The 25,747-nt window shown below is 59.1% G+C and carries 26 protein-coding genes; 14 read left to right on the top strand and 12 right to left on the bottom strand.

The window, feature by feature from the left end:
* On the top strand, positions 1 to 573 hold a 573-nt coding region (locus ACJ8IL_RS19240), incomplete at its 5' end, for a transketolase-like TK C-terminal-containing protein (RefSeq protein WP_442516761.1).
* 50 nt (positions 574 to 623) lie between these two features.
* Here ACJ8IL_RS19240 and nudK read toward each other — a convergent pair.
* Complete coding sequence (gene nudK, locus ACJ8IL_RS19245; RefSeq protein ID WP_033643990.1) at positions 624 to 1,199, bottom strand: GDP-mannose pyrophosphatase NudK; 576 nt, start codon at positions 1,197 to 1,199, stop codon at positions 624 to 626.
* 369 nt (positions 1,200 to 1,568) lie between these two features.
* Here nudK and narQ point away from each other — a divergent pair, with 369 nt between their 5' ends.
* Both narQ and ACJ8IL_RS19255 read left to right on the top strand, forming a co-directional pair.
* Entirely contained in the window at positions 1,569 to 3,245 is a 1,677-nt protein-coding gene (gene narQ, locus ACJ8IL_RS19250; RefSeq protein ID WP_173888264.1) for a nitrate/nitrite two-component system sensor histidine kinase NarQ, read from the top strand.
* Between the two features lie 161 nt (positions 3,246 to 3,406).
* Complete coding sequence (locus ACJ8IL_RS19255; protein ID WP_025303816.1) at positions 3,407 to 4,039, top strand: response regulator; 633 nt, start codon at positions 3,407 to 3,409, stop codon at positions 4,037 to 4,039.
* Between the two features lie 32 nt (positions 4,040 to 4,071).
* Here ACJ8IL_RS19255 and ACJ8IL_RS19260 read toward each other — a convergent pair whose 3' ends face one another.
* Positions 4,072 to 4,350 carry a winged helix-turn-helix domain-containing protein gene (locus ACJ8IL_RS19260; RefSeq protein ID WP_004941750.1) on the bottom strand — a complete coding sequence of 93 codons (279 nt, stop codon included), beginning with the start codon at positions 4,348 to 4,350 and terminating at the stop codon, positions 4,072 to 4,074.
* Positions 4,351 to 4,642: 292 nt separating this feature from the next.
* Between ACJ8IL_RS19260 and acrD the strand changes: the two genes are divergently transcribed.
* A complete protein-coding gene (gene acrD, locus ACJ8IL_RS19265; RefSeq protein WP_197836316.1) occupies positions 4,643 to 7,777 on the top strand; it encodes a multidrug efflux RND transporter permease AcrD in 3,135 nt (1,044 codons plus the stop codon).
* Positions 7,778 to 7,903: 126 nt separating this feature from the next.
* On the opposite strand, the gene ypfM is transcribed toward acrD, so the two are convergent.
* Positions 7,904 to 7,963, bottom strand: a complete 60-nt coding sequence (gene ypfM, locus ACJ8IL_RS19270; protein ID WP_100396732.1) for a protein YpfM — start codon at positions 7,961 to 7,963, stop codon at positions 7,904 to 7,906.
* A gap of 216 nt (positions 7,964 to 8,179) precedes the next feature.
* On the opposite strand from ypfM, the gene ACJ8IL_RS19275 reads away from it, so the two are divergent.
* Together ACJ8IL_RS19275 and ACJ8IL_RS19280 are read left to right on the top strand one after the other, a co-directional pair.
* Complete coding sequence (locus tag ACJ8IL_RS19275; protein WP_141998646.1) at positions 8,180 to 8,659, top strand: tetratricopeptide repeat protein; 480 nt, start codon at positions 8,180 to 8,182, stop codon at positions 8,657 to 8,659.
* Positions 8,660 to 8,668: 9 nt separating this feature from the next.
* A complete protein-coding gene (locus tag ACJ8IL_RS19280; RefSeq protein WP_025303819.1) occupies positions 8,669 to 9,100 on the top strand; it encodes a GNAT family N-acetyltransferase in 432 nt (143 codons plus the stop codon).
* A 7-nt stretch (positions 9,101 to 9,107) separates the two neighbouring features.
* Here the strand turns inward: ACJ8IL_RS19280 and ACJ8IL_RS19285 are convergent, their stop codons facing one another.
* The gene (locus ACJ8IL_RS19285; RefSeq protein WP_060434453.1) at positions 9,108 to 9,533 is read right to left on the bottom strand and encodes a GNAT family N-acetyltransferase; all 426 of its coding nucleotides are present in this window, start codon (positions 9,531 to 9,533) and stop codon (positions 9,108 to 9,110) included.
* Positions 9,534 to 10,064: 531 nt separating this feature from the next.
* On the opposite strand from ACJ8IL_RS19285, the gene ACJ8IL_RS19290 reads away from it, so the two are divergent.
* From ACJ8IL_RS19290 to ACJ8IL_RS19310, 5 genes are all read left to right on the top strand, one after another.
* Positions 10,065 to 10,616: a LuxR C-terminal-related transcriptional regulator gene (locus tag ACJ8IL_RS19290; RefSeq protein ID WP_049204816.1), complete on the top strand. Its 552-nt coding sequence runs from the start codon at positions 10,065 to 10,067 to the stop codon at positions 10,614 to 10,616.
* Between the two features lie 255 nt (positions 10,617 to 10,871).
* Positions 10,872 to 11,258, top strand: a complete 387-nt coding sequence (locus ACJ8IL_RS19295) for an ArsC family reductase (RefSeq protein ID WP_025303822.1) — start codon at positions 10,872 to 10,874, stop codon at positions 11,256 to 11,258.
* A complete protein-coding gene (dapE, locus tag ACJ8IL_RS19300; RefSeq protein ID WP_025303823.1) occupies positions 11,255 to 12,382 on the top strand; it encodes a succinyl-diaminopimelate desuccinylase in 1,128 nt (375 codons plus the stop codon). Before ACJ8IL_RS19295 ends, dapE begins: the two co-directional genes overlap by 4 nt.
* A complete protein-coding gene (locus ACJ8IL_RS19305; RefSeq protein WP_025303824.1) occupies positions 12,379 to 13,053 on the top strand; it encodes a M15 family metallopeptidase in 675 nt (224 codons plus the stop codon). Before dapE ends, ACJ8IL_RS19305 begins: the two co-directional genes overlap by 4 nt.
* A 2-nt stretch (positions 13,054 to 13,055) precedes the next feature.
* Positions 13,056 to 13,241 (top strand): YpfN family protein, encoded by a 186-nt coding sequence (locus ACJ8IL_RS19310; protein ID WP_004941720.1) that lies wholly within the window; start codon positions 13,056 to 13,058, stop codon positions 13,239 to 13,241.
* A 30-nt stretch (positions 13,242 to 13,271) separates the two neighbouring features.
* On the opposite strand, the gene ypfH is transcribed toward ACJ8IL_RS19310, so the two are convergent.
* From ypfH to dapA, 6 genes are all read right to left on the bottom strand, one after another.
* Positions 13,272 to 13,961 (bottom strand): esterase, encoded by a 690-nt coding sequence (ypfH, locus tag ACJ8IL_RS19315; RefSeq protein WP_442516762.1) that lies wholly within the window; start codon positions 13,959 to 13,961, stop codon positions 13,272 to 13,274.
* A 120-nt stretch (positions 13,962 to 14,081) separates the two neighbouring features.
* Complete coding sequence (locus ACJ8IL_RS19320) at positions 14,082 to 16,094, bottom strand: tRNA(Met) cytidine acetyltransferase TmcA (RefSeq protein WP_442516763.1); 2,013 nt, start codon at positions 16,092 to 16,094, stop codon at positions 14,082 to 14,084.
* A gap of 56 nt (positions 16,095 to 16,150) precedes the next feature.
* Positions 16,151 to 17,017 (bottom strand): KPN_02809 family neutral zinc metallopeptidase, encoded by an 867-nt coding sequence (gene ypfJ / locus ACJ8IL_RS19325; protein WP_043140420.1) that lies wholly within the window; start codon positions 17,015 to 17,017, stop codon positions 16,151 to 16,153.
* A gap of 209 nt (positions 17,018 to 17,226) precedes the next feature.
* Positions 17,227 to 17,940 carry a phosphoribosylaminoimidazolesuccinocarboxamide synthase gene (gene purC / locus ACJ8IL_RS19330; protein ID WP_019453889.1) on the bottom strand — a complete coding sequence of 238 codons (714 nt, stop codon included), beginning with the start codon at positions 17,938 to 17,940 and terminating at the stop codon, positions 17,227 to 17,229.
* Positions 17,941 to 18,110: 170 nt separating this feature from the next.
* Entirely contained in the window at positions 18,111 to 19,163 is a 1,053-nt protein-coding gene (gene bamC, locus ACJ8IL_RS19335; protein WP_442516764.1) for an outer membrane protein assembly factor BamC, read from the bottom strand.
* A gap of 16 nt (positions 19,164 to 19,179) precedes the next feature.
* Positions 19,180 to 20,061 carry a 4-hydroxy-tetrahydrodipicolinate synthase gene (gene dapA / locus ACJ8IL_RS19340; RefSeq protein ID WP_060434447.1) on the bottom strand — a complete coding sequence of 294 codons (882 nt, stop codon included), beginning with the start codon at positions 20,059 to 20,061 and terminating at the stop codon, positions 19,180 to 19,182.
* 110 nt (positions 20,062 to 20,171) lie between these two features.
* Between dapA and ACJ8IL_RS19345 the strand changes: the two genes are divergently transcribed.
* Positions 20,172 to 20,777, top strand: coding sequence for a glycine cleavage system transcriptional repressor (locus tag ACJ8IL_RS19345; RefSeq protein ID WP_369783268.1), 606 nt, complete (start codon positions 20,172 to 20,174; stop codon positions 20,775 to 20,777).
* Between the two features lie 2 nt (positions 20,778 to 20,779).
* Complete coding sequence (bcp, locus tag ACJ8IL_RS19350; protein ID WP_025303830.1) at positions 20,780 to 21,244, top strand: thioredoxin-dependent thiol peroxidase; 465 nt, start codon at positions 20,780 to 20,782, stop codon at positions 21,242 to 21,244.
* Between the two features lie 44 nt (positions 21,245 to 21,288).
* Here the strand turns inward: bcp and ACJ8IL_RS19355 are convergent, their stop codons facing one another.
* Complete coding sequence (locus tag ACJ8IL_RS19355) at positions 21,289 to 22,365, bottom strand: AI-2E family transporter (RefSeq protein WP_025303831.1); 1,077 nt, start codon at positions 22,363 to 22,365, stop codon at positions 21,289 to 21,291.
* An 852-nt stretch (positions 22,366 to 23,217) separates the two neighbouring features.
* Here ACJ8IL_RS19355 and ACJ8IL_RS19360 point away from each other — a divergent pair.
* Positions 23,218 to 23,433, top strand: coding sequence for a hypothetical protein (locus tag ACJ8IL_RS19360; RefSeq protein ID WP_033644007.1), 216 nt, complete (start codon positions 23,218 to 23,220; stop codon positions 23,431 to 23,433).
* 66 nt (positions 23,434 to 23,499) lie between these two features.
* Here ACJ8IL_RS19360 and ACJ8IL_RS19365 read toward each other — a convergent pair whose 3' ends face one another.
* The gene (locus ACJ8IL_RS19365) at positions 23,500 to 25,695 is read right to left on the bottom strand and encodes a TonB-dependent receptor (protein ID WP_060434445.1); all 2,196 of its coding nucleotides are present in this window, start codon (positions 25,693 to 25,695) and stop codon (positions 23,500 to 23,502) included.
* Between the last annotated feature and the right edge of the window lie 52 nt (positions 25,696 to 25,747).

Below are 25,747 nucleotides of genomic sequence, written 5' to 3' on the forward strand. Positions count from 1 at the left end.
CCGGTGGAGCAGCTGGCGAGCCTGCGCGTGACCCCGAACATGAGCACCTGGCGCCCGTGTGACCAGGTGGAATCGGCGGTGGCGTGGCAGTACGGTATCGAGCGCAACGACGGCCCGACCACGCTGGTGTTCTCGCGCCAGAACCTGACCCAGCAGCCGCGCACCGCAGAGCAGCTGGCGAACGTGTACCGCGGCGGCTACGTGCTGAAAGACTGCGCGGGCACGCCGGACGTCATCCTGATTGCCACCGGCTCCGAAGTGGGTATCACGGTGGAAGCGGCGGACACGCTGACCGCAGCGGGCCGCAAGGTGCGCGTGGTGTCGATGCCGTCGACCGACGCGTTCGACAAGCAGGATGCGGCGTACCGCGAGTCGGTGCTGCCGGCGGCGGTAACGGCGCGCGTGGCGGTGGAAGCGGGTATCGCGGACTACTGGTACAAGTACGTGGGCCTGAACGGCGCCATCGTGGGCATGACCACCTTCGGTGAGTCGGCGCCGGCGGAGCAGCTGTTCGCCGAGTTCGGCTTCACCGTGGACAACGTGGTGGCCAAGGCGCAGGCGCTGCTGAAGTAAGCGGCCGGGCGCAAGCCGATAAAAAAGCCGGTCATCATGACCGGCTTTTTTTATTCCATCACCCGATGAATCTGCAAATACTGCAGCAGCATGATGGTCTTGCCGTCTTTAATCCGGCCGTCGGCGATCATCGCCACCGCGTCGCGAAACGGCAGTTCGATCACCTCAATATCTTCATCTTCAATGCCGCCGCCGGCCGCGCGCCGCTCATCATCATGGTATTCGGCGATAAAGAAGTGCACGATTTCGGTCACGCCGCCCGGCGACATGTACGCTTCGAAGATTTTCTTCACCTCGCTGACCTGAAAACCGGTCTCCTCCACCGCTTCGCGGCGCGCGCATTGCTCCGGAGAGTCGGCGTCCAGCAGGCCGGCGCAGGCCTCGAGCAGCATGCCGCTCTCGTTGCCGTTGACGTAGGTCGGCATGCGGAACTGATTGGTCAGCACCACCGTGCCCTTGGCGCGGTTGTACAGCAAAATGGTAGCGCCGTTGCCACGATCGTAGACCTCGCGCACCTGTTGCACCGAACCGCCGTTTTTGCGTTTCAGATCGAACGTGTACTTGTGCAGCACATACCAGTTGTCAGACAGCAGCTCTTTCTTCACATTCTCAATTTTCGACGACATAACCCTTTTCCCTTGCGTGACAACGTGCAGATCATACCGCGATTAGGCCGCGCCGCGGCAGACGATTTGCAACAAAAATCACATCGCCTCTCCGGGTAAACCAGGATTTAAAATACATCGTGGGCAGACGCAGACTCTGACAGACGAGTCAGGACGAATCGCATCCACAAAGGCAAATCATCAGTGGAAACCGGGCTGCGGCTGAAAATCGGTGGGCATTTCGCTATTCATTTGATTACACAACGACAATTGTTCCCGTTTTGTTGACAACTTGATACAAATCGCGGTGCAATTTAGTTGCAAAAGTTATAGTTTTGCTTTCGAATGAAACTGGCGAAGCGCCTCACCTGAGAGAAAAGGATTCCGTGATTGCTTGTTAAACGTTCCGTGACCGGCAGCCTGGCCAGAGCGCTGTTCGGCATCGTGATCCTGTCGGTGCTCGCCACCGGGTTGGCGTTGACGACCGTCGCCGGCAGCCAGAGCGATGCCGAGGCGATCAACATCGCCGGTTCGCTGCGCATGCAAAGCTACCGCTTGGCCTTTGACCTCGACCGGCAGAACCCGGAGCTGGAGCTGCACCTGCAGCAATACCGGCAATCTTTGCAGGCACCCGCGCTGCAAAAGCTGGCGCGTTTTTACGTCCCGGCCGAGGTACGCAACCACTATCTGGCGTTGCAACGAACATGGCAAACGATGGAGCAGCAGATCCGCGACGGGCAGGCGGCCGCCTACCGGGCAGAGGTTGCCGGCTACGTCAACCGCGTCGATCATTTCGTTTCCGCTCTGCAGCGTTATTCAGAGTTGAAACTCACCCTGGTGGCCGCCATCAGCGTACTGGGCTACGCCGCCATCATCGGTCTGGTGCTGTTCTGCATCCGTTTTATGCGCCGCCAGGTGGTCACGCCGCTGCAGCATCTGGTCGACGCCAGCCAGCGCGTGCAACAGCGCGACTTTCGCCACCCGCAGCTGGACGTGGCGCTGCCGAACGAACTCGGCGTGCTGTCGCAAACCTTCAGCGCCATGTCGGACGAGCTGGCCCGGCTCTATCAGTCGCTGGAGCTGAAAGTGCAGGAAAAGACCCAGCGCCTGCAGCAGGCCAACGAAACGCTGGAGGTGCTGTATCGCTGCTCGCAGGCGCTGAGCGTGCGCCAGATCGATCAGCAGGCGTTTGAAAATGTGCTGCGCATCGTGCGCCAAAGTGAACGACTGCGCTGCATCCGGTTGAACGTGGCGGACGACCATGGCCAGTGGCAACTGAACGAAGGAGAGCCGGCGCCGGCGCAAGCCTGGAGCGCGCTGTCGATCACTCAAGGCGATAAACTGCTGGGCGAATTGCGTTGGCAGCCCGAGGCGCAGCCGCCGCATCCTCACCTGATGCAGAGCCTGGCCAATATGTTGGGCCGCGGCGTCTACTTCAACCGCGCGCAAAAGCAGCACCAATATCTGTTGCTGATGGAAGAGCGTGGGACCATCGCCCGCGAGCTGCACGATTCGCTGGCGCAGACGCTGTCGTTCCTGCGCATCCAGCTGACGCTGCTCCGGCGCGCCGCCGACGATCCGGCGGCGCAGACGATTATCGATGATTTCGATCGCACGCTGGCCGATGCCTATCGCCAGCTGAGAGAATTACTGGCCACCTTCCGCCTCAACATTCAGGAGGCGGATCTGAATGCCGCGCTGGAGCAACTGTTGCAGCCATTAAAGGCGCTAACCCCCGCGCGGATTCAGTTACACTGTCGGCTGCCCTCGCAGGCGCTCAACGCCCAACAGCAGGTGCACGCGCTGCAGATCGTGCGCGAAGCGGTACTCAATGCCGTCAAGCACGCCGGAGCGAACGAGATCGCGGTGTGTTGCGAGGTCAATGCCGCAGGCGACAACGTATTCAGCATTACCGACGACGGTTGCGGCATCGCCAGTCTGGAAGAACCGGAAGGGCATTACGGCTTGACCATCATGAGCGAACGCGCGGCGCGACTGGGAGGAACGCTGCGCATCCGGCGCAGAAGCGGCGGCGGCACGGCGGTCTGCCTGACATTCTCGCCCTGACCTTGCGGCTGTTCACTCGGCGTTACGGTTGCCGCCGGGCAGAAGGCTGCCCAGAGAGGTTTGCGGTGCAGAATGCCGCTATTTTTGAAGAGACAGTCCCACTGTGAAGCACGCCTCCGGGCGCGTTTGAGTGGCTTTACTTGCTACAGGGAGCATATTTCATGGTGATGAAGCAATACCGAGTCATGATCGTTGACGATCATCCGTTGATGCGGCGCGGCATCAAACAGCTGCTGGGACTGGATGCGCGATTTGGCGTGGTAGCGGAGGCCGGCAACGGCAGCGAGGCGGTTGCGCTGGCACTGCAGCACGCGCCGGACGTGATCTTGTTGGATCTGAACATGAAGGGCATGTCCGGGCTGGATACGCTGCGGGCCCTGCGCGACGAAGGCGTGGACGCGCGCATCATCGTGCTGACGGTCTCCGACGCGCGCAGCGATCTGTATGCGCTGATCGACGCCGGCGCCGACGGCTATCTGCTGAAAGACAGTGAACCGGAACAGCTGCTGGAACACATCAGCGCCGCCGCCGAAGGGCAGAACGTGATCAGCGACGCCATGGCCGACTATTTGCTGGCGCGCGGCGAGCAACGCGATCCCTTCGCCGCCTTGACCGAACGCGAACTGGACGTCTTGCAAGAGGTGGCGCGCGGCCTGTCCAACAAACAGGTGGCGGCGCAGCTGCATATCTCTGAAGAAACCGTGAAGGTGCACATCCGCAATATACTGCGCAAGCTGGACGTGCGTTCTCGCGTGGCGGCGACGGTGATGTACCTGGAGTACAAAAGCCACTGATCGCCCCGCCCCGGCCAATACGCCGGGGCCGCTTACTCGATGGCGCTGAGCAGCGCCTGATGGTGCTGATGCACCCAGCTCTTGTTGAACGGCCCCCAGCTTTCCAACTGATAGAAACCGTCGTTGTTGCGCACGCCCTGCTGCACGAACTGCAGCTCGACGCCCATGCCGGGCAGCGCCTTCAGCACATCCTGCAACGTGCGGCGCGGCCAACCGGTCAGCGCCATCAACCGCGGCACATTGGGCCGCTCACTGTGGCTGATCAGCCAGCATAAATAAAGCCGACGGGCAAATACCGGGTTAATTCCCATGCCAAGCTCCTGCTGTAAGGTGAGTCCAGTTTTTACTTTCGGTTGCCTGCGGCGAAGACATGCGCAAGGCCTTTGATAGTAATAAAAATGTCTTAATAGCGTACAATTATCGGCGTCGGTGCATCCACGCCGTTTTCCGCTACCGTTATTTACACTATCTCCTTTTTTTCTCCACGCTTTCCTCGACTATCCCGAGTAAAGTGCAATAGCGCCGGAATCCTTCCCTGCCGCTGAAATGCATATTTCCGATGCGTTTTAAAGATAGAACAAGTCATAACGAGGTTCGCGCTGCATGGCCAATTTTTTTATTGATCGCCCGATTTTCGCCTGGGTGCTGGCAATTATTCTTTGCCTCACCGGGGCATTGGCGATTTTTTCTTTACCGGTAGAACAATACCCGAATCTGGCGCCGCCGAACGTGCGCATTAGCGCAACTTACCCAGGTGCTTCGGCGCAAACGCTGGAAAACACCGTCACGCAGATCATTGAACAGAATATGACCGGCCTCGACAACATGATGTATATGTCGTCGCAGAGCACCAATACCGGCCAGGCAACCGTCACGCTGACGTTCGAAGCCGGCACCGATCCCAACGAAGCGATGCAGCAGGTGCAAAACCAGCTGCAGGCGGCGATCAAACGTTTGCCGCAGGCGGTGCAGAATCAGGGGGTCACGGTGTCGAAATCCGGCGACACCACGCTGATGATGGTGGCGTTCGTCTCCACCGACAACAGCATGGACAAGCAGGACATCGCCGATTACATCGTCTCCAACCTGCAGGATCCGCTCAGCCGCATCAACGGCGTCGGCAGCATGGACGTGTACGGCTCGCAATACGCCATGCGTATCTGGCTCGATCCCAACAAGCTCAACAGTTACCAGCTCACGACCCAGGACGTGGTCAAGGCCATTCAATCGCAGAACGCCCAGGTGGCGGTCGGCCAGTTGGGCGGCACGCCATCGGTCGATAAACAGGCGTTGAACGCCACCATCAACGCCCAGTCGCAGCTCCAGACGCCAGAACAATTCCGCCAGATCACCCTGCGGGTCAATCAGGACGGATCGCTGGTGACGCTGGGCAACGTCGCCACCGTCGAACTGGGCGGCGAGAACTACAACTACCTCAGCCGCTACAACGGGATGCAGGCCGCGGGCATGAACATCAAGCTGGCCTCCGGCGCCAACGAACTGCAGACCGACCAGTTGGTGAAGGACAAGATCGCCGAACTGTCGCAGTACTTCCCGCGCGGGCTGGAGGCCAAAGTGGCCTATGAAACCACCCCGTTCGTCAAAGCCTCGATCAAGGACGTGGTGAAAACGCTGCTGGAAGCCATCCTGCTGGTGTTCCTGGTGATGTACCTGTTCCTGCAGAATTTCCGCGCCACGCTGATCCCCACCATCGCCGTGCCGGTGGTGCTAATGGGCACCTTCGCCATCCTGTCCGCCTGCGGCTTCAGCATCAACACCCTCACCATGTTCGCCATGGTGTTGGCGATCGGCCTGCTGGTGGACGACGCCATCGTGGTGGTGGAAAACGTCGAACGCGTGATGAGCGAAGAAGGCCTGCCGCCGCGTGAAGCCACGCGCAAATCCATGGGGCAAATCCAGAGCGCGCTGGTTGGCATCGCCCTGGTGCTGTCGGCGGTGTTCGTGCCGATGGCGTTCTTCGGCGGCACCACTGGCGCCATCTATCGACAGTTCTCCATCACCATCGTCTCCGCCATGGTGCTGTCGGTGCTGGTGGCGATGATCCTGACCCCTGCCCTGTGCGCCACGCTGCTCAAACCGATCGCCAAGGGCCACCACCACGGTAAGCGCGGCTTCTTCGGCTGGTTCAACCGCATGTTCAACCGCAACACCGAACGCTATGAGCGCGGCGTGGGGCGCATCCTGCACGCCAGCGGCCGCTACATGGTGATTTATCTGCTGTTGCTCGGCGGCATGGCGTTGCTGTTCATCAAGCTGCCGACCTCCTTCCTGCCGCAGGAAGACCGTGGCATCTTCACCGTACAGGTGCAGCTGCCGGCAGGTTCGACCCTGCAACAAACGTCCAAAGTGGTGGAAAAGGTTGAGCGGTACTTCCTCACCGAAGAGAAACAGGATGTGTTGTCGGTGTTCGCCATCATCGGCTCCGGGCCGGGGGGGAACGGCCAAAACGTGGCGCGTCTGTTCATTCGGCTAAAAGACTGGGATCTGCGCACCTCGGGCGCCAACAGCTCGTTCGACATCATCGATCGCGCCACCCTGGCGTTCAACAAGATTAACGAAGCGCGGGTGATCGCCAGCAGCCCGCCGGCTATCACCGGCCTCGGCAACTCTTCCGGCTTCGATATGGAGTTGGAAGACCACGCCGGCCTCGGCCACGCCAAGCTGATGGCGGCGCGCGATCAGCTGCTACAGCTGGCCGGGCAAAACCCGCTGCTGTCGCGCGTGCGCCACAACGGACTGGACGACAGCCCGCAGTTGCAAATCGATATCGATCAACGCAAGGCTCAGGCACTGGGCGTGTCTATCGACGACATCAACAATACCCTCTCCACCGCCTGGGGCTCGACCTACGTCAACGACTTCGTCGACCGCGGCCGGGTGAAAAAAGTCTACGTGCAGGCCGCAGCGCCGTTCCGCATGCTGCCGGCTGACATTAACAAATGGTATGTACGCAACAGCGCGGGCGGCATGGTGCCGTTCTCGGCCTTCGCCAGCTCGCACTGGGAGTACGGTTCGCCGCGGCTGGAGCGCTATAACGGCAGCTCGGCGCTGGAGATCGTCGGCGAAGCGGCCAACGGCGTCAGCACCGGCACCGCGATGGCGGAAATGGAAAAACTGGTCAGCCAACTGCCGACCGGCTTCGGGCTGGAATGGACGGCGATGTCCTATCAGGAACGGCTGTCCGGCTCGCAGGCGCCGGCGCTGTACGCCATCTCGCTGCTGGTAGTGTTCCTGTGCCTGGCGGCGCTGTACGAGAGCTGGTCGATACCGTTCTCTGTGATGCTGGTGGTGCCACTGGGGGTGATCGGCGCGGTCGCCGCCACCTGGCTGCGCGGTCTGGAGAACGACGTCTATTTCCAGGTTGGCCTGTTGACCATCATTGGGCTGTCGGCGAAAAACGCCATTCTTATCGTCGAGTTCGCTAATGAGCTGAACCATAAAGGCCAGGATCTGATGTCGGCGACGCTCGACGCGTCCCGCATGCGTCTGCGGCCGATCCTGATGACCTCGCTGGCGTTCATCTTCGGCGTGCTGCCGATGGCCACCAGCAGCGGCGCCGGTTCCGGTAGCCAGCATGCGGTCGGCACCGGGGTGATGGGCGGCATGATCTCCGCCACCCTGCTGGCGATTTTCTTCGTGCCGCTGTTCTTCGTGCTGGTGCGGCGCCGTTTCCCGGGTAAAGCGCATCCGGCAACCACGCCGACCACTGAGGAGTAACAGGCAGCGCATAAAAAAAGCAGCGTCGGGTAACCGATGCTGCTTTTTTTCGAACGATAATCTCGTTCCCAAGGTGTTTCAGTGACGTTCCAATGACTCAACCTTGCCATCTGCTTCAACGCTGTGTCAGTTGCCCAACATCTCATCAATGAAGTCTTTCCAGTTTCCTAATTCACGATCAACCATAATACTTTACAACCTCAATTATTTGACGAAGCGGATTCTACGCTTGTTTTTTGACCATGTGAAGGGAAACGGGAACGATGCCGGGCCCGGAAATCGGGCTTAGCGCACATTTTCGTATTTATCTGATCAATGTGCAGTACAGCTATTCCCTTGTGATATCAATTTCTCCACGGTAGCGTGTAAAAGGTATAAAAATACGCCAAGGGAGCGCCGATCATGTCCACTTCTTTGTCTCTCTCGCAGTTGAAAACGCAGGGCCGCTATCAGGAAGCGACTGCGCTGGCGTTACGGCAACTGGCGGCCGAGCCGGAAGCGGCGATGTTACACTTTCAGCTGGCCTGCCTGTATGACGTTCAGGGCCTGGAGCAACAGGCCATTCCCTGCTACCTCGCGGCATTGGCTCGCGATTTGCCGCCCGCCCAGCGCCGTGAAGCCTGGCTGGGCCTCGGCAGCACTTACCGCGCCCTGGGGAAATACCCGGCTTCGCTGCGCGCTTTCGACGATGGCCTGACCGAATTCCCGCAGGCCAACGAACTAATGCTGTTTCGCGCCATGACGCTGTACAACCTGGGTGAAAATAAACGCGCCGTGGCCGATCTGTTATTGTTGCTGGCGGACACCTCGTCAGACCCCGGCATCCACGGCTATCAGCGCGCCATTCGGCACTATGCCGCCGATCTCAATCATATTGATTAGAGGAAAACCATGGAAATCATCACCGATATGAGCCGCCGCGCCATAGACTGGCAGCGGCTGTGTGAATTGCTGCAGGCCGCCGGGCTGGGCGAACGCGATCCGCATACGCTGCAACGCGTTTACCAACACAGCCAGTTTTGCTATTGGGGGTTTATCGGCGATGAGCTGATCGCCACCGCGCATGCCATCAGCGATTTGACCTCGGTTGCCTACCTGGCCGACGTGGCGATCGATCCGCGCTTTCAGGGACAGGGGTTGGGGCGCAGGTTGATGGACCGGGTGATGCAAGATCTGGCGCCGCTCGGCAAGATTTTCATCTATTCGGTGCCGGAAAAACTGGCCTTCTATAAAAAGTACGGCTTTCACGATTTGACCACCGGCATGGTGTTCGCTGAGGGCGCCGCCCTGCGGCGTTTGCAACAGGGAGGCTACGTACGTTAATCGCGCATTACAAGGTTTTGCTCATAAAGATACGGCAGGTCCCCGGCGGCAGGCACGGCACCTCCCCCATACGCTGCCAGCCATGTCGTTGATAAAAGTCCGGCGCCTGAAAACTGATGGTGTACAACACGGCGGAAAGGCAACCGCGCCGGCGGCCTTCCTGCTCGAAACGGCGCAACAATTCGCTGCCCAGCCCCGCCCCGCGCAACGCTTCCGGCAGATAAAAGAGATCGAGAAACAGCAGCCCTAATGATGAGCGCCCGGTAATCCCCCCGAGAACCTCCCCACTATCGGGATCTTTTACCACCACGGCCAACGGCAGACGATCGCCGTAGCCGATATGTTGATCATTAAAACGGTCCAACCCCTCCGCGATACAGGACGTTATTTCCTGCGTTACCCGATCGGAAATTTCGATATGACATTCTTTCACGCCAGCTCTCCGTATCAATCATCCACGTTCGCACTCTGCTCACAGCTTAAAACATCGCATTTTCTTTGTTTAGAATTATCTTTGTCTCAATTTCCACGTTAATTTTCGCATGACTTCAGCGCCGACTTTACTGTCGCTCCAAGTAAAGCTTCTCATCGTGATAAAACCAAGAAAAATCTTAGTTTTTAACTCGTTAAACGCAATCTTCCGTCATTTAATGATCGTCAAAAACGATCGTTTTGATAATTTTGATAGTCAATATCTATGTTAATTCCTTTCAATTACCGAGGTATTAATAGAAGATGTCTATTCTATTAGCCTTACCTTGCTTAAAAATTCGGTTGAAAAAAAGATTTACTCTTTATAAATCATGCTAGTATATAACCTTCCCTTCAAAGCTCGCGCCCAGATAACGCTCATTCGTTTGCGGTGCAAGATAAGTTCAACATGAAATTATTTAGATTATTTCTTTTTTTATGTTTTAAGATATCAATCCTCACCGGGAAATAGAAAGTAAAGGACTATAATAAAATGGAAATTGATATTTTCAGCGAGTGTGCCTATACCACCGTCGGCATTCGACAACTCATTAACCAAACATGGGCGGAAAAACGCGCGCCGGCCGGCTTTAGCCGTAAAAGGGTCTGCTTTATCGATGTCACTATCGCCAATTTTGAAGCACGTTACCGCGATGAATATGCCAACCCCAATACCTACAAAATAATCATTATCACCGACTGCCTGCATGAGGTGGTGATTGTCGACAATAAGACCATTATATTATCAAACCTTATATCATTGAGCCGCTTCAGCCACCTGATCGGTGACTTATATAAGCGTTACAGTCACTATACCGAACCGCCGCAACTCTCCCAGCGCGAGTCCCTTTTCCTTTCGGAGTGGTCGACGGGAAAATCGCTGGCCGATATCAGCAATGCCATGAATATCAGAAATAAAACCGCCAATCATTACAAGTCGCGAATAATGAAAAAGCTCGGCGCCAGCAGGATAAAACCGCTGTTGCATATTACCCGCGTACGGTGTTTGACCGATCGTTTAAACATAAGAACCAATAAAGAGTAGTGACCGCCCCCCAGCTCCGCATTGGCGGCTGAATGCGTTCGCCGGCGTCTTTTAAAAGCACCGCTGGCGAAGGTCGCCGTTTCATCGCTTTGCCAACCTCTCTCTCCCTGGCGCCCAATCGTCTCTCGCGCGCATCGTTGTCTGGATCTCGCCGCCGCTTTACTGGCATTATCTCTGCTATCGCCGGGCGGCGAGAAGGCCTAAGACCGCGCCCGCCGCTCAGTATCGACTCGACGAGACAGGTAGCTTTACGCCATGGCAAATAAACCGCAACAGACAACGCTGACGATGTACGGCATCAAAAACTGCGACACCATCAAAAAAGCCCGCCGCTGGCTGGAAGATCAGGGCATAGCCTATCATTTTCACGACTACCGCGCCGACGGCCTGACCGAACAGCAACTGCGCGGTTTCGTCGCGCAACTGGGTTGGGAGCCGCTGCTCAATACCCGCGGTACCACCTGGCGCAAGCTGGATGAAGCGCAGCGCAACGCCTGTGATAATGCCGACGCCGCCATCGCGCTGATGTTGGCGCAGCCGGCAATCATTAAACGTCCGCTGCTGGACGACGGCAACGGCCACGCCCTGCTCGGTTTTAACGCCGACACTTACCAACAATTTATCACCGAGGTTGCCGTATGACTTGCCCGGTTATCGAACTGGCCCAGCAGTTGATCAAACGCCCTTCCCTCAGCCCGAATGACGAAGGCTGCCAGCAGCTGATGATCGATCGCCTGCAGGCGATCGGCTTCACCGTCGAAGCAATGGACTTCGAAGATACCCAAAACTTCTGGGCCTGGCGCGGTGAAGGGCAAACCCTGGCGTTTGCCGGGCACACCGACGTGGTGCCGACCGGTGATGAAAAACGCTGGGACAACCCGCCGTTTGAACCGGCAATCCGTGACGGCATGCTCTATGGCCGCGGCGCGGCGGACATGAAAGGCTCATTGGCCGCGATGGTGGTGGCCGCGGAACGCTTTGTCGCCGCCAACCCGAATCACCGGGGCCGTCTGGCATTCCTGATCACTTCGGATGAAGAAGCCAGCGCCACTCACGGCACGGTTAAAGTGGTCGAAGCGCTGATGGCGCGCAACGAGCGGCTGGATTACTGCCTGGTCGGCGAGCCGTCCAGCACCGAGCGCGTCGGCGACGTGGTGAAAAACGGCCGTCGTGGCTCCATCACCGCCAACCTGCATATCCACGGCGTACAGGGGCACGTTGCCTATCCGCATCTGGCGGACAATCCGGTGCACCGCGCCATGCCGGCACTGAATGAACTGGTGGCGATCGAATGGGATCGCGGCAACGAGTTCTTCCCGCCGACCAGTATGCAGATCGCCAACGTGCAGGCCGGCACCGGCAGCAACAACGTGATCCCGGGCGATCTCTACGTGCAGTTCAACTTCCGTTTCAGCACCGAACTGACCGACGCGATGATCAAGCAGCGCGTGGAAGAGCTGCTGGAACGCCATCAGTTGAATTACAGCATCGAATGGCGGCTGTCCGGTCAACCGTTCCTCACCTCGCGCGGCGCGCTGGTGGATGCGGTGGTCAACGCGGTCGAGCACTATTCTGAATTGACGCCGCAGTTGCTGACCACCGGCGGCACCTCCGACGGCCGCTTCATCGCGCAGATGGGCGCGCAGGTGGTGGAACTGGGGCCGGTCAACGCCACCATCCACAAGGTCAACGAATGTGTCAACGCCGCGGATCTGCAGCTGCTGAGCCGCATGTATCAACGCATCATGGAGCAATTGGTCGCATGATCAACGCAGAGATGCTCACCGGCCGCTCAACCGAACACCTCGCGCCGCTGAGCGGGAACCACCGCCTGCAGCCGCAGGCGGTCAACGCCTTCCTGGCGATGCAGCAGGCGGCGCATGAGGCGGGATTCGATCTCCAGCCCGCCAGCACCTTCCGCGATTTCGACCGCCAGTTGGCGATTTGGAATGGCAAATTCTGCGGCCAGCGGCCAGTATTAGATAAGGACAGCCGCCCGATCGACGTCGCGACGCTATCGGCCGCCGAGCGCTGTGAGGCGATCCTGCGCTGGTCGGCCCTGCCGGGCGCCAGCCGCCATCACTGGGGCAGCGATCTGGACGTGTACGATCCGTCGCTGTTGCCGGAAGGGCAAAAGCTGCAGCTGGAGCCGTGGGAATATGAGGAAGGCGGTTACTTTGCGCCGCTCAACCAGTGGCTGACGGCGCATATGGCCGAATTCGGTTTCTACCGCCCCTTTACCGAAGACTGCGGCGGCGTGGCGGTGGAGCCGTGGCATCTGAGCTACCGGCCGCTGGCGCAAGAGGCCGAACATTTGCTGACCCCGGCGCTGTTGCTGGCGGCCTGGCATGATAAGGAGGTCGCCGGTGCCGAATGGCTCGAACGCCATCTGCCCTCGATTTTTTCGCGTTTTATACGCAGTGAAGGAAAGGAGTAGCTATGCAATGGTTAGCTGATTACTGGTGGATTATCCTGCTGGTTCTGGTGGGGATGGTCGTCAGCGGCATCAAGGAACTGCGCCGCGTCGACGTTAAAAGCTATTTGGCCAACAAGCCGGAGATACCGCCGCACCGCGACAATAATGCCCAGTGGGATGACGAAGACGACTGGCCGAAAAAGAAATGACATCAGGGCGCTCATCGGCGCCCTGAATTTTTAGCGAAAGGCGATCAGCTCGCCGCGCTTGCCGGACAAGGCTTCGTCCCAGTAGCGCTGCGGCACATAATAATGCAGCCTTTCCAACGCGGCGTTCATCATGCCCTGGTTGATTGCGTGCCCGACGTTTTCCTCCACGTCCAGCGTGAAATCGGCGCCGTTGGTCCGCAACGCCGCCGCCGCCGCGTGAGCGTGTTGCACCGCGATCACCGCATCCTCTTCACCGTGGATCAAATGCACCACGCTGTCGCCGAAAGCCCGCTCAGGCAGTTGCGCGAAACGCCCGCTGAACGCGACCACGCGCCCGGCCAGCCGGGTTTCTGCTTTCAACGCTTCCAGCGCCATGATCGCCCCCTGCGAGAACCCCACCAGCGCCGTGCCGGCATAGCCTACGCCGCTCAACTGCTGCCAATGACGCACCACGGCCACAAACTGCGGCATCACGTCTGCGATGCGGGCCGCGCGGTTCTCTTCGGTCACGTCCTGCACCGAAAACCACTGACGCCCTGCACCGTTGCCGAACGCTTCGGGGCCACCGATGCTCACCACCTGTGCCTGAGGAAAGTCTTTGGCGAAGTAGCTGCCGATCTCCCCCATCGCCACCGGGTTGTCGCCGACACCGTGAAACAGCAAGATCAGCTGCGCCGCCGGGGTCGCCGGGGTTTGGACAACGAAATGCTCATGTTTCATCGATGACTCCTTAATAGTAACCAAACCTGGTGCGGCGACAGTCGCCGCCGCACCGCTGACAGTGACTATACGCCGTTGAGAAATCGGGAAAATCGGGTTTTATTGAGCGAGTTATTCAATTTATTGCAACGACTGCGTCCAGTCGCGCCAGTAACGGCAGTGCTGCGCATTCAACTGTTCCAGCGCCTGCGCCGTTTCGTGCCGCCAGTGCCGCAGCAAGGCTTTCTGGCCACTTACGCCCGCCTGCTCCGCGCACGCCGCCGGGGATTGTCGCCGTTGCAGATGGCCGCGCAGCGCGGGCAGCGGCAAATTGCTGGCCAACAGCAAACGCTGCAATGCCCCCAGGCTGGCCTCCAGCGGCCGATGGGCGAAAGCGAATCCGGCCAGCTCGCGCCAGTCCTCTTCGCCAAGCGGCGTGTCGCCGTCGTCGCCCGGGATCGCCAGCGCGAGTTCAATACGCTGCCGCAGCCAGGGCCAGTCGCGCGCCAGATGCTTGTGCGCCGCGTGCCGCAGCGCTTCTCCTTGCTCGCTCAGGGGCAAGATAGCCATCGCGGTATAGCAGCCGCTGCTGGCCTCCGGCTTGTTGCCGATGCGCACCAGCTCGAAACCGCAGGATTGCCAAAAGCGCCACAGCGGCTCGGTATAGCCGAAGCTGACCGACAGGAAGTCCAGACCCTGCGCCTGGCGGTGTTGCCGCTCGACCAGCTGACGCGCGATACCCTGCCGCCGCAACGCCGGCAGCGTCGCGATGCGGGTAATGCGCCGTGAATGCAGCGTCGGCGCCCACCACTGGCCGCCATGCGCCGCCAGCGACTGCGCCACCAGGTTGCCGCGCGGTCGGCGGCGGCCGGCCCACACGTCGTGCGCCAACTCGGCGCTCAACCCGCCTTCGTCCACCAGCCACACGGCGCCCACCACTTCCTGTTCGGCCTGCGCCAGCCCGAAATGCATACCGGGCGCATCCATCAACCTGCGCAAATCTAGCGGCGAGGTGCGGTAATGCGCGCTGCTTAGCAGAGCATAGAAACGCGCCAGCCGCTGCGGATCGGCGCACAGTTCACGCTGCTCCGCCTGGCTGTAATCGATCGCCTGGCCGTCCGCCGGCCAGGCGGGCAGCTCGTTGAACAACAGCGCATTGTCCGTTATCCGTTCCAACGCGTCCCCCTGTGCCCAACGCATCGGCTGTTGCAGGCTCAGCGCCTGATAGGACGGCAGCCCGGCGCAAAACTTCAGTAGAAAACCGCGGCCGGTGCCTTCATAGCCCTGCACCGTGGTGGTCAACAGCACACGAGGAAAATAACCGATCAACTGCTGCAACAGTGGCGCGGGGATCGCCGCCGCCTCATCCACCAGCAGCCACCCCACGGCGCTGACGTCACCCTCACGACACTGCGCCAGCAAGGCATCGGGCGCCCAAAACTGCGCGCGCCCCTGCGCCCATTCCCCGGCCACCTCAGTGGCGGCGCGGCTCGGCCCGGTGATCCAGCAGGTCAGCGGCGACTGCGCCACCAGCATACCCGCCAACGTCGATTTGCCGCAGCCACGGGCGGCGGTCAGCACCCACACGCCGGACTCGGCCTGCAGCAGCGCCGTCAAGATCGCCTGTTGTTCCTCGGTCGGGCGGCCATCCGGCGGCTGCCACCCTTCACGCGCCGGCAGCGCGGCCAGCGTCAGGGGCTCTCCCTGCCGCCAGATCGTCACTTCGCTGTCATCGGCCAGATGCTGCTGCAGATGATGAATGAAATGCGGCGTGGTGATCGGCTGCGGACAATCGCTCCAGCGCAGGCTGTCGCCGTCCGGCTGCTGAGGCCATTGTCGCCAGGGGGGCGTCAACAGCAGCAGCCAGCTGCCGGCGCGCAAGGCGCCACTCAACGCCGCCAGCGCCTCTACGTCCAGCGAGTGACCGGCGTCGAACACCGCGTGCAGCCGCTCCTGCCCCAGCAATTGGCGCATCGCGCCGCTTGCTAAAGCCACCTCGCCGGGCGGCGGATTTTCCCCGACCCACGGCCAGTCGCCTGGCAACGTAGCCGCCAGCCGCTGCGCCTGTTCGCGGCACCAGTCAGGTTCACCGCTGAGCACCAGCAGGCGTCGGATGCCCTGCCGCCGCATAAGTTGTTGCGCTGCCTGTAACATAACGCTGTGTCTCAATCCGAAAAAAATGCCGGAGTCAGGCTCCGGCACTTGAGGCGTTAACGGGATGCAAAGGTGTTGCAGGTATTGGGATCGCCGCTGTCGAAGCCCTGTTTAAACCAGGTATAGCGCTGCTGCGAGGTGCCGTGAGTGAAGCTGTCCGGCACAACGCGGCCCTGGCTCTGCTGCTGCAACCGATCGTCGCCAATCGCCTGTGCAGCGTTCAGCGCCGCCTGCAGGTCGCCCTCTTCCAGCATCTGCTGCTTCTCAGCGTATTTGCCCCACACGCCGGCAAAGCAGTCCGCCTGCAGCTCCATTTTCACCGACAGGCGGTTTACTTCCGCTTGGCTGGCGCCCTGCTGCATCTGGCGGACCTTCGGCTCGATGCCCAACAGGTTCTGCACGTGGTGGCCGACTTCGTGCGCCACCACATAGGCCTGAGCGAAATCACCGCCGGCGCCCAGCTTGGTTTTCATATCCTGGTAGAAAGACAAATCGATATACACCGTTCTGTCACCCGGGCAGTAGAACGGCCCCATAGCCGCCTGACCGGTGCCGCAGCTGGTGCGCGTCACGCCGCGATACATCACCAGCTTCGGCGGTTGATAGGTTTTGCCCATGCGCTGGAAAATCTCTTTCCAGTTATCCTCGGTTGAGGCCAGCACCACCGAGGTAAATTTGGCCAATTCATCGTCTTTCGGGCTGATGTTAGCGCTCTGCTGTTGACCCTGCGGTGCGACGTTACCGCCGTTCAATAGCGGCGACAGATCGATACCGTAATAGCCGGCCACCAGCACCACCACCAGAATGACAATGCCGCCCTTGCCGCGCGGCACACGGAAGCCGCCGCCACCACCGCCCAAACCTGAAGATTGCCCGCGACGATCCTCAACATTGTCACTTTCCCGACGCCCTTGCCAACGCATAAATACACTCCAGATATTTCCCCTGCTCGTTGAAGTTGCACCGCGATCGTAAGCGCAAAGGCAGCTTCAAGCCTGAGTGGGATAGGTTTTAGTCATCTCGCATCCATCATTATAAATGGTCTGCCGCGGAGGAAATGTAGAAATTTTCTGGAAAAACGCAGAATAGCGGGACGATCCGGCCGGATCGCCCCGAATGGCGGTGCCAACGCTTAGTCGAGCTTCACGCCGATGCGGCGCGCCACTTCTTCGTAGGCTTCGATCAGGCCGCCCAGGCTTTGACGGAAACGGTCTTTGTCCATCTTGTCCAGGGTGTTTTTGTCCCACAGGCGGCTGCCGTCCGGCGAAAACTCATCGCCCAGCACCACTTCGCCGTTGAACAGGCCGAACTCCAGCTTGAAGTCGACCAGGATCAGGCCGGCGTCGTCGAACAGCTGGGTCAAGACCTCGTTGGCGCGGTAGCTCAGCTCACGCATGCGCGCCAGATGTTCCTTGCTCACCCAGCCGAAGGTTTCGCAGTAGGATTCGTTCACCATCGGATCGTGCATGGCGTCGTTTTTCAGGAACAGATCGAACAGCGGCGGGTTCAGCACCAGACCTTCTTCGATGCCCAGACGCTTCACCAGCGAACCGGCGGCGCGGTTGCGGATCACGCATTCCACCGGCACCATGTCCAGCTTCTTCACCAGCACTTCGTTGTCGGACAGCAGACGCTCCATCTGGGTCGGGATGCCGGCTTCTTCCAGTTTGCTCATGATGAAATGGTTGAACTTGTTGTTCACCATGCCTTTGCGATCGAACTGCTCAATGCGCTGACCATCCAGTGCTGACGTATCGTTGCGGAACTCCAACACCAACAGATCGGGATTCTCGGTGGTGTAAACGGTTTTTGCCTTTCCGCGATACAGCTCAGCTAGCTTTTGCATCTTACTTACTCCAGTGATGTATCCCCGTTGTCTCCCGAGCGCGGCCCGAAATTAGGGGGTATAGAATTGACCTAATGAATTCTTTGGCGTGCCGGACACTATTGTGCCAAACCTGCGACGCAAACGATACCGTATAGACAAAACAAAAAGGGGCCGAGGCCCCTTTTTGATTAGTTAACGCTGGTTTTACTGAAGGCAGACTGGAATGCCGCCACCAGTGCATCGTTTTTCGACTGGGTGAGCGGTTTGCCTTTCGGATCGATGAATTGCAGGCTGGTGCGGTTGTTGAGATCGCCGACCTGCAGCTTGTAATCCCCTTCCGCCAGTTCAGGATCCTTAACGCCCAACGCATCCCAATCGCTGCTGCTCAAGGACTTGTAGGTCACGGCGACGGTGCCCTGCGGACGGCTGCGGTCACCCACTTTCATCCCCAGTTTTTCGAGCGCCGGCGGCAGGCGATCCCACACAACGGTGTACGGGCCACGCACGACCAGCATCGGCAGGCCGGTGTCATCGGCGCCGCTCTGCACGTCCAGTGCGCCGAAGCGGCTGGCGGTCTGGCTGCTCGCCAGGTTGTCCTGCTTGTCCAGGCCTTCGATCAGGGTGTTGATCATCATGCCGTTGTAGCGCTGAATCTCAGATTGGTCGGTCACCTGCTCGCTCTTGCCCTGCTGCTGCAGGCCAACGCTTTTCACCACCAGCGCCTGCTGGTAGCCCTGCTGCTGCACGCTGATCTGATAACGGCCTTCGTACTGGTTGTCTTCGTCCAGACGGTTCCACTTCACCCAGTCGGTGGTCAGGGTCTGACCGGCGTCCTGGCGGGAAGCGATCGCGATGTTCTTCGCCTGCAGCAGGCTGACGACGCGCGACCACAGGTTCTGGTTCTGCGGGCTGTTTTCCAGCAGCAGCGTGCCGCTGTCGCCGGCGTATTGCGCGCGTGAACCGCTCAGCAGCGCCAACGGCTGCACCGGCGGACGAATGTCCAGCTGCTTGCCGACGTTGCCTTGCAGCGTCGTGGCGGGAACGTCATAGTTGCCGCTCTGCACCGGCAGGATCATGCCGGACGGCGCGTTCAGCGCCTTGAGCGGAGCCGCGTCGAGGTAGGCCTCGTCGCCGCTGACCTGGCGCTTGTAGCGCTGATCGCTGCTGCAGGCTGCCAGCATCATCACCAAAGAGATGCCCACTACTTTTGCTACCGTCGACTTTTGCAATGAATAAGCCATCAAATTTCCCTTAGAGTTACAGCAAACCGACGCTTTTCAGCGCGCGCTCCACCACCGGGCGGGCGGTTTCACTCAACGGCGTCATCGGCAGACGCAGCGTATCGGTTGCCATCAATCCCAACGCCTTACAGGCCCACTTCACCGGAATTGGGTTTGCTTCTACAAATAGATCCTGATGCAACGGCATCAAGCGCTGATTTAAGCGGCGCGCTTCGGCAAACTTGCCCTGCTCCGCCAGCGCGCAAAGTTCCGCCATCTCGCGCGCGGCCACGTTGGCCGTCACGGAAATCACCCCTTTGCCGCCCAGTTGCATGAAGTCCAGCCCGCTGGCGTCGTCGCCGCTCAGCAAAATGAAATCTTCATCGTCAACCAGCACTTGGATCTGACTAACGCGACTTAAGTTCCCCGTCGCTTCTTTTACAGCAACAATATTCTTGATTTTCGCCAGCCGAGCGATGGTCGGCGGCAGCATGTCGCAACCGGTGCGCGAAGGCACGTTGTACAGGATCTGCGGCAGCTCGGTGCTCTCGGCGATCGCCTTGAAGTGCTGGTACAGCCCTTCCTGCGTCGGCTTATTGTAGTACGGCGTCACCGTCAGGCAGCCCACTACGCCGGTATTGGCGAAGCGGGTGGTGAGCGCGATGGCTTCGGCGGTGGCGTTGGCGCCGGTGCCGGCGATCACCGGGATGCGGCCGTCGGCCAACTCCAGCGTCTGCAGCACCACGTCAACGTGCTCGTCATGGGCAAGCGTTGCGGACTCGCCGGTGGTCCCTACGGAAACGATCGCCGCGGTGCCACTGGCTACATGATAATCGATCAATTTTTTCAGGCTCGCGCGATCGACAGCACCTTTGTCGTCCATCGGCGTAACCAGTGCAACAATACTTCCCGTAAACATTGGCCGTCCCCTCCACAAACAAGTCACTCATGGTACTTTTGCTGCCTATCCAAAAGCAAGCGCACAACCGCGTTGTAAGCGCTTGGCAGGCGGTTTTTTTTATGTTTACCATGGTAACCCCATTAAGCACGACAGGAAGCGCTATTTTGCCTCAGTCAGACGAACACTATCTCGTGATTACCGCGCTCGGCGCCGACCGCCCCGGAATCGTCAATACCATCACCCGCCACGTCAGCAGTTGCGGATGCAATATCGAAGATAGCCGTCTGGCCATGCTGGGGGAGGAGTTCACGTTCATCATGCTGCTGTCCGGCAGCTGGAACGCCATCACCCTGATCGAATCCACCCTGCCGCAAAAAGGCGCGGAGCTGGATCTGCTGATCGTGATGAAGCGCACAAACTCGCACGAAAGGCCGCCGATGCCGGCCACGGTATGGGTGCAGGTGGAAGTCAAGGACTCGCCACATATCATCGAACGCTTTACCGATTTGTTCGACTCCAGCCAGATGAATATCGCCGAGCTGGTCTCGCGCACGCAGCCGGCGGACGGCGACCTGCCACCGCAGCTGTATATCCAAATCACCGCCCACAGCTCCGGCGATCGGGATGCCTCAAATATTGAGCAAGCCTTCCATCGCCTATGTACAGAACTGAACGCGCAAGGCAGTATTAGCGTGGTGAACTATCCACAGCATGATGAGAAAGATGGAGAGTAGTGATGAGCCCATTGAAAGCCGGTGACACAGCGCCGAAATTTAGTTTGCCTGACCAGGACGGTGAGGAAATTAATTTGGCCGACTTCCAGGGACAGCGAGTATTGGTCTATTTCTATCCGAAGGCGATGACGCCGGGCTGCACCGTGCAAGCCTGCGGCCTGCGGGACAACATGGACGAATTGAAAAAGGTCGGCGTCGAAGTGCTGGGCATCAGCACCGACAAACCGGAAAAACTGTCGCGCTTCGCCGAAAAGGAGCTGCTCAACTTCACGCTGTTGTCTGATGAAGATCATCAGGTATCGCAACAGTTTGGCGTGTGGGGCGAGAAAACCTTCATGGGCAAGACCTACGACGGTATTCACCGCATCAGCTTCCTGATCGACGCCAACGGCAAGATTGAAAAAGTGTTTGATGATTTCAAAACCACCAATCACCACGACATCGTTCTGAGCTACCTGCAGCAGTAATTCTCACGAAGCGCAGCGGCCTGCTGCGCTTCGTTTCTTCCCTGTCAGCCGGCCTTGTCTTCCACCTCGACCCGCAGTTCATCGGGCCAGGCGTGAATCACCGCCTTCACCAGCGTCGCCAGCGGTATGGCGAAAAACACGCCCCAAAAGCCCCACATCCCGCCGAACACGATCACCGCCAGGATAATCACTAGCGGATGCAGGTTGACCGCTTCGGAGAACAAAATGGGCACCAACAGGTTGCCGTCCAACCCCTGTACCACCAGATAGGCGACGATCAGCGTCCAGAAATCGGCGCCGACGCCCCACTGGAACAGCGCCACCACCACCACCGGTATGGTGACCAGCACCGCGCCGATGTAGGGGATCAGCACCGAAAAGCCCACCAGCACCGCCAGCAGCAGCGAGTAGCGCATGTCCAGCACGGCGAACACCAGGTAGGTCGCCACACCGACAATCACCATCTCCAGCACCTTGCCGCGGATATAGTTGGTGATCTGCTGATTCATTTCGTTCCAGACCTGCCCCGCCAGGCCGCGATTGCGCGGCAGCACGCGGCGCACCGCGTTCAACAGTTGATCTTTGTCCTTCAGCAGGAAGAACATCATCATCGGCACCAGGATCAGGTAGATAGCCAACGTCAGCAGGCCGACCAGCGACGCCAGCGAGAATTTCACCACCGATTCGCCCATGCCGGACAGCCGGCTGCGCAGGTTTTCCGCCATCATGTCGATGATGCCGGCATCCACCAGCGCTGGATAACGCTTCGGCAGCGTCGCGGCGAAGTTATAGAACTGGTTGAGCATGCCCGGCAGATCGCTCATCAGATTGATGCCCTGCTGCCAAGCGGTCGGCGCGACGACAAACACCAGCAGCATGGCAACGCCCGCGAACACCAACAGCATGATGCTCGCCGCCCAGGTGCGCGAACAGCCGATGCGCTGCAGGCGCGCGGTCGGCCACTCCAGCAGGTACGCCAGCACGATGGCGACCAGCAACGGGGTCAGAATGCCGTGCAGAAAATAGAGAATGAGGAACCCGGCGACCAGGATCACCAGCAGCGCGATAGCCTGCGGATCGGTGAAGCGGCGGCGGTACCACTGTAATAACATCTCCAGCATCAGAGCGGGCTCCTCGAGATTTGGCGGGCGGGCATGGCGATTCCTGTGATGGGCCTGATTAAAGCATAGATAGAACGGGCGCACGCGAGGTGTGCAAAGCACTCAGAGTACTCAAAGTTCACCATACATCAACAGCGATTTGGCTGATTTTATCGCGCGGGCAGGCGATCGGCGCAAAAATCCGCAGACGCGGCGACAGGTTCGGTGAGCGGCCCCGAACGGGGCCGCGGAAGATTACAGCGAGGTACCGATAGAAAGGGGCGAACCGACTGCCAATGCGAACAACAACACACAGCCAATCGCGATCGCCGCCGCCAGATCATTTTTCATAGTCCCGTCCCCTGATACTTAAACTGGTTATCGTCACGAACTCTGTCGGTTCTTGCGTTGCGGCCTTTTCTGATGCACGTCATTAAAAACCCCCGCCGCAGCGGGGGAGAAAACGTTCTGGTGCATCAAGTGTTACAAGGAGGTCATGAGGGATTGCTAACCCTAAATGACTATTTCAAGCTAGGATTATTCTCAGAGCATGGCAAGCGATCGCGTCGAGGTTATCCGCACTTTGAGATAAACCTCATAAAAAAATCCCGCACGGCAGCGGGATGAAGGGATGATAACGTCATGAATTTTTTATGCGGACAATGAGGCGGTATTGTCGTCATTTGGCGACAATACCGCGCCGGCACGGTGGTCACAAGGGAAATTTGACCACGGTGAGGAAATCAGAATTTCGCCAATGCCCGCGGTCGTGCGCCAGTCAGCATCAACGAAAAAATGGGATTTTCATCAGACAGCCGTCGGGAAAAAACCGGTAGCATGGCCGATATCATCCCAAACGCCGTAGGGGGAAAGATGAACAGCAAACCGTGTGAATTTGATGAAGCCATCTGTCTGGCGATCGGGCGTGGCGTTTGCGAAGTCGTGAAGATAGGGGATGAAATCAGCGTCTTCTCCCTGTTGGAAGCTATCGAGTGTTTCATCGAACGACAGGCGCTCAGCGAAAGCGAAATCGCGGCGGCGGACGACGCGCTGGATTTGATCAGCGTCCTCACCCATCGGTCATGCTGACCCCCCCCCCGGTGGTGAAGGAGCCGGCGCCCCATCGCATGTGGGCCGCCGTCGTTTCCGTTTCGATTAGAAGTCGTAAGTTACCGACGCTTTCAGCGTCCTCGCCTGTCCCTGGAAGACGTAAGTGCCATTGCTTTCTACGCCGGACCAATACTTCTCATTCGTGACGTTGTCCAACCCCACACGCCATACCAGCGTATTTTGATCCTCATTCAAACGCATGCGATAGCGAAGGCCGAGATCCAGGGTCGTGAAACTATCGAGCTTTTTGGTATTGGCGGAGTCGGCATATTGCGAACCGGTATGCCGCACTTTCGCCGTTGCAGTCAGGCCATCGACCGGCTTGATGTCGTACTCCGCTCCCAGCACCGCGTAGAAATGCGCTACGCCGATCGCGTCTTTGCCATCGTTACGACCGCCCTGGGTTTTGGTCAACTCGGGCGAAAGCCAGGTAGCACTGCCGTTGAGGCGCAGGCCGAATGCCGGTTCGCCGAACACATTCAACTCCACGCCGCGGTTGCGTTGTTCGCCGTTCAAGGTGTAGTAGTTGTTGCTGTCGATCATGGTGGCCGGCTTTTTGATTTCAAACAGCGCCAACGAGCCACCCACGCGTTCGAAATCAACTTTCACGCCCACTTCATTTTGCTTGGAACGGGCGATACCGGTACTCTGCCCGAAGTTAGCCGCCTCTTTCGGCGCAATGCCGCCAGGCTGCAACGCCTCGGTATGGTTGGCATAAAGCGACACCGTTTCCCACGGCTTATAGACCAGCCCGAACGTCGGCATCCAGCGGCTTTGCGTATAACGGGAGGCGGTATCCTCCAGGCCGGTGGCATTGCTGTAATTACGCACCACCACTTTCTGATGACGCGCGGCCGCCGTTAACAACACCCGGTCGCCGAAAAAGCCCAGCGTATCGCTGAACAACCAGCCCTGCGTCCGGTTGCGCGCCGTGGTCAGCGGATCGCTGTAGTTGCCGCCGAAATAGGCGTTGTCCGGTATTGCGACATCATGGTTATCGTAGATATTGGTCGTCGGATTGTTGGCAGACATGCGCCACGCGGTTTTGTCGCGTTTAATCTGCGCGGAATAGCCGACGTTGACCCGGTGCGAAACCGCCCAGGTCGTGAACTTGCCCTCAAGCCCCGCCATGCCGCTGAAAGCGTCGATGATGCGATTGGTGTCCAGGCGCCCAACCGTGGCGTCGCCGTTGGCGTTGATGAGCTTCGGTGCGCTGTAAACGCCGGTTTCATGGCCGTGCTGCGCGCCCAATCCGGCATAGGCCTTCCAGTCGCGGGTTAAATCATATTCCGCTTTCGCCATGCCAAATTCGTTCTCGATATCACTGTAGCCCCACTTCTGACTGTAATTTTTACGGGTGTCAGGCACCGCGGGTACCACATCGATGCCGCTGATGTTGACTCCCATCGTTCCGCCATGGAAGGTCTTTTTCTGATAACCGAAGTCCAACGATGAACGGAAACGATCGCCGCGATAGTCCAGCCCGACCGATGCCAGCGTAGTGCGCCGCTTATCATCCTCAACCGCCGTTTCCCCCTCTCGGTGTACCAGGTTGACGCGAGCGCCAAACTGGTTGTCGTCACCGAAACGGCGGCCCAGATCCAGCTTGCCGCCCACCTGAGAATCGGAGGTGTAGTCGAGGCCGATCTGAGTGGTCGGCGTTTCTTCCGCCCGCTTCGGTTCAAGATTGATCATGCCGCCAACGCCGCTGGAAGCCAGGCCGTTCAGCAAGGCGTTCGCCCCTTTGAAGATCTCTACCCGCTCCAGCATCTGGGTATCCATCACCTGACGCGGTACCACGCCCGGCAGCCCGCCCATCGTCATGTCGTCACCGTCCAGTGAGAAACCGCGGATGCGATAGGTTTCGGCGAAGTTACCGTATCCCTGCACCGCCTGCACACCCGCGTCGTTGCTGACCACGTCGGCGATGGTCTTCGCCTGCTGATCCTGTACCAGCTTCGCGGTATATCCTATGACGTTGAACGGAACATCCATTGCTTTCTGTTCTCCCAACATCCCCAGGCGGCCGCCGTGGGCAACCTGTCCATCCAGGTAGGCGGGAACCAAATCATTGCCGCCGGAGTTGAAATCGGCATGTTTTTCGGCCCGGACGACCAGGGTGTCCTCCCGGTTTTTCTTGGCGTCGCCGTCTGCGGCCAGCGCTCCCTGGCTCATCGCGCCGATGGCCAGCGCCAACAGCGTTTTACGTAAAGGGGAATTCGTTGTACTGGTGTTGTGCATAATTCACTCATGAATGAGGATAAAAGTTAAATGGCCCTTTGCCGGGCCGATA

This window comes from Serratia sp. CY47444 (assembly GCF_052168635.1).
In the GTDB taxonomy this organism is placed as follows: domain Bacteria; phylum Pseudomonadota; class Gammaproteobacteria; order Enterobacterales; family Enterobacteriaceae; genus Serratia; species Serratia bockelmannii.

Excerpts from the sequence above, each read along its gene's own strand:
- ACJ8IL_RS19320 (WP_442516763.1), bottom strand. The coding sequence starts at position 16,094 with ATGTTACAGGCAGCGCAACAACTTATGCGGCGGCAGGGCATCCGACGC.
- ACJ8IL_RS19295 (WP_025303822.1), top strand. The coding sequence starts at position 10,872 with ATGGCAAATAAACCGCAACAGACAACGCTGACGATGTACGGCATCAAA.
- ACJ8IL_RS19365 (WP_060434445.1), bottom strand. The coding sequence starts at position 25,695 with ATGCACAACACCAGTACAACGAATTCCCCTTTACGTAAAACGCTGTTG.
- purC (WP_019453889.1), bottom strand. The coding sequence starts at position 17,940 with ATGCAAAAGCTAGCTGAGCTGTATCGCGGAAAGGCAAAAACCGTTTAC.
- ACJ8IL_RS19260 (WP_004941750.1), bottom strand. The coding sequence starts at position 4,350 with ATGGGAATTAACCCGGTATTTGCCCGTCGGCTTTATTTATGCTGGCTG.
- ypfJ (WP_043140420.1), bottom strand. The coding sequence starts at position 17,017 with ATGCGTTGGCAAGGGCGTCGGGAAAGTGACAATGTTGAGGATCGTCGC.
- acrD (WP_197836316.1), top strand. The coding sequence starts at position 4,643 with ATGGCCAATTTTTTTATTGATCGCCCGATTTTCGCCTGGGTGCTGGCA.
- bcp (WP_025303830.1), top strand. The coding sequence starts at position 20,780 with ATGAGCCCATTGAAAGCCGGTGACACAGCGCCGAAATTTAGTTTGCCT.
- ACJ8IL_RS19305 (WP_025303824.1), top strand. The coding sequence starts at position 12,379 with ATGATCAACGCAGAGATGCTCACCGGCCGCTCAACCGAACACCTCGCG.
- ACJ8IL_RS19290 (WP_049204816.1), top strand. The coding sequence starts at position 10,065 with ATGGAAATTGATATTTTCAGCGAGTGTGCCTATACCACCGTCGGCATT.
- ACJ8IL_RS19255 (WP_025303816.1), top strand. The coding sequence starts at position 3,407 with ATGGTGATGAAGCAATACCGAGTCATGATCGTTGACGATCATCCGTTG.
- dapA (WP_060434447.1), bottom strand. The coding sequence starts at position 20,061 with ATGTTTACGGGAAGTATTGTTGCACTGGTTACGCCGATGGACGACAAA.
- ACJ8IL_RS19280 (WP_025303819.1), top strand. The coding sequence starts at position 8,669 with ATGGAAATCATCACCGATATGAGCCGCCGCGCCATAGACTGGCAGCGG.
- nudK (WP_033643990.1), bottom strand. The coding sequence starts at position 1,199 with ATGTCGTCGAAAATTGAGAATGTGAAGAAAGAGCTGCTGTCTGACAAC.
- ACJ8IL_RS19360 (WP_033644007.1), top strand. The coding sequence starts at position 23,218 with ATGAACAGCAAACCGTGTGAATTTGATGAAGCCATCTGTCTGGCGATC.
- ACJ8IL_RS19345 (WP_369783268.1), top strand. The coding sequence starts at position 20,172 with ATGGTAACCCCATTAAGCACGACAGGAAGCGCTATTTTGCCTCAGTCA.
- dapE (WP_025303823.1), top strand. The coding sequence starts at position 11,255 with ATGACTTGCCCGGTTATCGAACTGGCCCAGCAGTTGATCAAACGCCCT.
- ACJ8IL_RS19310 (WP_004941720.1), top strand. The coding sequence starts at position 13,056 with ATGCAATGGTTAGCTGATTACTGGTGGATTATCCTGCTGGTTCTGGTG.
- bamC (WP_442516764.1), bottom strand. The coding sequence starts at position 19,163 with ATGGCTTATTCATTGCAAAAGTCGACGGTAGCAAAAGTAGTGGGCATC.
- ACJ8IL_RS19275 (WP_141998646.1), top strand. The coding sequence starts at position 8,180 with ATGTCCACTTCTTTGTCTCTCTCGCAGTTGAAAACGCAGGGCCGCTAT.
- ACJ8IL_RS19355 (WP_025303831.1), bottom strand. The coding sequence starts at position 22,365 with ATGCTGGAGATGTTATTACAGTGGTACCGCCGCCGCTTCACCGATCCG.
- ypfH (WP_442516762.1), bottom strand. The coding sequence starts at position 13,961 with ATGAAACATGAGCATTTCGTTGTCCAAACCCCGGCGACCCCGGCGGCG.